General features: G+C 25.4%; 2 protein-coding genes and 1 pseudogene. 2 read left to right on the plus strand and 1 reads right to left on the minus strand.

Translation table 4 applies throughout. The features are described 5' to 3' along the window. Positions 1–441: 441 nt before the first annotated feature. On the minus strand, positions 442–579 hold the full coding sequence (locus EHV01_RS03660) for a hypothetical protein (protein ID WP_422066247.1): 138 nt from the start codon (positions 577–579) through the stop codon (positions 442–444). 562 nt (positions 580–1,141) lie between these two features. Between EHV01_RS03660 and EHV01_RS03665 the strand changes: the two are divergent. Then, positions 1,142–2,746: pseudogene (locus EHV01_RS03665) on the plus strand (MATE family efflux transporter). 131 nt (positions 2,747–2,877) lie between these two features. Beyond that, a complete protein-coding gene (locus tag EHV01_RS03670) occupies positions 2,878–3,903 on the plus strand; it encodes a hypothetical protein (RefSeq protein WP_422066248.1) in 1,026 nt (341 codons plus the stop codon). The last annotated feature ends 207 nt before the right edge of the window (positions 3,904–4,110 follow it).

Here is a 4,110-nt window from a genome sequence, read left to right on the forward strand (position 1 = left end):
TWTAAAATTTAAAGCAAAATCATAATCTTACACAAAATTAGTTTTCAAATTGTCATATTGATGATTTTTTTTATTTCATCAAGAGTTTTCGACAAAATTAAAGAGAGGTTTTGTTATTAATTTCTACTGTTTTTTATTAAATATTGGTAAAAAGTAAGGCGTTCTTTTTTCTATTATTAGGTAAAATGATAATTTATATTATTTTAGATTTTACGTTAGCAAATGAAAATGTTTTTGCAAATACATATATTGGTTTGGGATTAAGTAGTATTTTAACTAATATATTTTTATTTCTTTTTTCTTTATTAATTATTGCAAACTTTTTTAGTTTTAAAATTTTTTGAAATATTAAGACTTTTCGATTAACAAAATTAGAATTTAATAAAGTTTTTTTCTTAATTTTATTTTTACTTTTTTATCATCGGCAATTAATAACTTTTTCTATTTATTGGTAATTGCAAAAACATTAAATTCATTAACTGCATCTGGTTCATATTGATTAGCGAATCAATTAATTTGAAATTGAATTTTATTACCAATAATTGCTTTAGTTAAAGTATTTAAAGCTATAGTTGCCATTAATGTAGATGAGGGCATAAATAGTAAAGAACTTAATAAAAAATTTATTAAATATTTTAAGCTTTCATTTCTTTTATTTGTTGTTTCAGCAAGCATATTTTATGGACTATGAATTCCTTTTTCTAGATTTTTAACTGATAATGATCAAACAAAAATGACCGAATCAATGCAAATTATGAGAATTGTTATTTGATTTTATCTTTTTTATACTTGAGCGACTTTGCTTGATGCAGTTTTTATTGGAATTGGCAAATTAAAATTCTTATTAATAAAATCATGTGTAATAAATTTTACAGTTTATTTAATTCCATTTATATTAATTGCAGTTAATATTTTATTCCTAAACATAAAATTAATTATTTTAATTTATAGTTTTTCTTTATTAGGGTCATTTATTGTTAATCTTATAATGTATTTAATATTGCTTAGCAAAAATAAAGAGACAATGTTAGGATAAAATAAATAAATCCCCTTTAACTAAAATATGCCCCCTTTGAATCTGGCAATTTAATTAAAAATATGATAAAATAATAATACAATAGTATTGTAAAGGGGAACGAACATAAAGAACAAAACCGTTTTTTCAAAAAACGAGATTAAGTTACGTTATGACAATTTATGAAAAACAATTTTTATTTTTTCTTTACCAACTGTCTTTGTGATGGCAATGACAGCATTATATCCAATCTTCGATAAATTTATTGCTTTAACATTTGTAACACCAAATGTTTTTCATCATCAGCCATATTTGGATTGATATAAAGAACATATTACAATTAATAATGGTAAATTATGAACATATGAATCAGCAAAAATTTTTGTTAATTTGTCAACCCATTTTTCAATGCAAATTTATAACTTATTATTTGCTTTTGCAATTTTATTTGCGATTGGAACATCAATTACATTTGCAATTAAATCTGGGCAAAGTAATAAACAACAAACACAATCTTTAGCAGGAAATGCTTTGACAATTACCGTTTTATTTTCATTTGTTGCAGCCTTTTTTGTTTTTTGTTTAGTTTTTCCACAATGAGATAATATTATGATTTTAATTCAATTAAGTAAAAAAGGAACCTGAATCGTACAAGATTTAACTTGGCATTATGTTTTTCCAATGTTACTTGCTAGTCCTTTAATGTTTGTTAGTTATTTATTACTAACATTATTACGAACAGATGGAAAAAGTCATGTTGCAATTTACATTATAATTGGAGCAATTGCGATTAATGTCTTATTTTCAATTGTTTTTGTAAAATATGGTCGAATGTTGTTAGAAGATACAATGTTAGGAACAATTATTTCATGAATTTTTATTATTATTGTTTCATTAATTTGTATTTATTATAATAAAAATTCTTATTTACGATTTCATTGGCGTGATCTTTTTTATTTACATAAAACAACAATTAAAGAAATTTTTCGATTAGGTTTTTCATCTTTTATTAATAATTTAGGTGCTGTTTTAGTTTCAATTTTATCATCAATAATTATTTCATCATTACCAGGACAATTTATTTAACGCCAGCAATATGGTTTAGCATCCTTCCAATTATTTAATAGTGCGATAAGTCCTTGAATTGCTTTTTTTACTGCAATTGCATTAGGGATTGCACAAGGGATGAAAACAATTATTGGGTATAATTATGGAGCAAAAAAATATTTACGAATGTATCAAACTTGTTGATATGGATTAGCAATTATTAGTGGTTGATTACTTTTTACTTTATTATTATTTATTGCTCTTGGGCCACAATTGTTAATGGCTTTTGCTTTTCCTGCTGATTTAGTTGATGAATATCGGTGAATAGCAGTTTTAATGTTAATGAGTTATCCTTGTGCTGCTATTTCATTTTTAGGTGTTTCGTTATTTCAAGGGATGAATAACGCAAGAAAAGCAGCATTATGCTCTTCATTTCGTGCTTTTATTGTGTTACCAATTTTAATGTTATGTGAATATTTCTTAGCACATGGATTATCGGATGGCACAGACCAAAGTAATATTTATTATTTTATATTATTAGGGTTAAATGATTTAATTTCAGCTATCATTGTAGGTATTATTTTATATTTATTTTGATACAAACATCGTTATCATATTTTTAATGAAGTTGATGAAAAAGATCAAGAATATTTGCAAAGTAAAAAACAACAAACAAGGTATTAAACTTAAATAAAATGGTAAATAATTATATACCTTTCTAATAATTATGACAATAGTTTATTTTAATTTTACTTAAATATGTGATATAATTTATTTATAAGAAAAGTGGGCATATTGATATGGAGGGGTATAGCATGAATAATAATGATCCAAAATTTAGTGGTGGAAATGAAAATCATTTTAATTCGTTTGAAAATAACAATAGTTTTGGCAATGATAATTTATTAAACCAAAATGCACCAGTAACACCACTAACAAAACCAATTAGAGTTCCTGGTAATCCAAACGATTTTAAAACAAAAACTAATCCACCTTTTAATTCTTCTTACATTTCAAAAACTTTGGGAATTAATGGAACAGAAGTTAAACCGCAACATAATAAACCAATTTATCAACCAATTATTTATCAACCATTTGTTATGCCTATTATGCCTAATCCAATGAATGCGATGGGAATGGGGGCATATAATCCGATGATGGGTTATCCGCAAATGTTCCCTTATCCAATGATGCCACAATTTCCAATGATGATGGGTTATCCGCAAATGTCACAATATCCCGGAATGTTAACTTATCCTCCAATGGCAGGACCAGAAGTAGAGCAACAATTTGCTGATCAAGATTCTAATTTTAATAAAAGACAGTATTCGCAAGATTCGGGTCATCATTACGCAATTATGAATCCAAATTTGATGAAACAACAACAGGGAATCAATAACGATTTTGATGATAATTTTGATGATACGTTTAATGAGGGAACTTCTTTTGGGGCAAACCATGATTTTAATCAAACAAATGACTTTGGTAGTGCTAATTTTTCTGGTCAAAATGATTTTGGCCAAGGAAATTCAAATTTTGGACCAACACCAGATTTTAATGCAGCACCAAGTTTTAGTTCATCACCTGATTTTGCTCCATCAGATGGTTTTAATAATAGTAATATTTTGGGTAAAATTGATGCAACAAAAATGCCATTTCAATATGATGAAGAAACAAGCAAGCGAAAATTACCAGTTTGAGCAATAGTTTTAATTGTTGTGCTAGTACTTTTAGTTTTAGCAGTTATAACAATTGTAATGTTGTATTTTAATATAGAAGCAGTTCATGACTTAATTAATGGTTGATTTGGCCTTGATGTACCATTTGAGCCGTGGTTTTAAAAATGTTATTAAAATAACATTTTTTATTTATTTTAATGTAAATTGTAAATGCAAGTAGAAAAAAATCTTATATTTTTATATTAACATATTTTTTAATAAAATTCTTTAATTTTGTCGAAAACTCTTGATATTTATAAAATATACCTAAAATTAGGTATATTTTTAATATATGGAGGTAAATAATTAATGAAAAAAATAATTACAGAA

This window comes from Spiroplasma sp. hy2, from assembly GCF_044714365.1.
Lineage (GTDB): Bacteria > Bacillota_I > Bacilli_A > Mycoplasmatales > Mycoplasmataceae > Spiroplasma > Spiroplasma phoeniceum.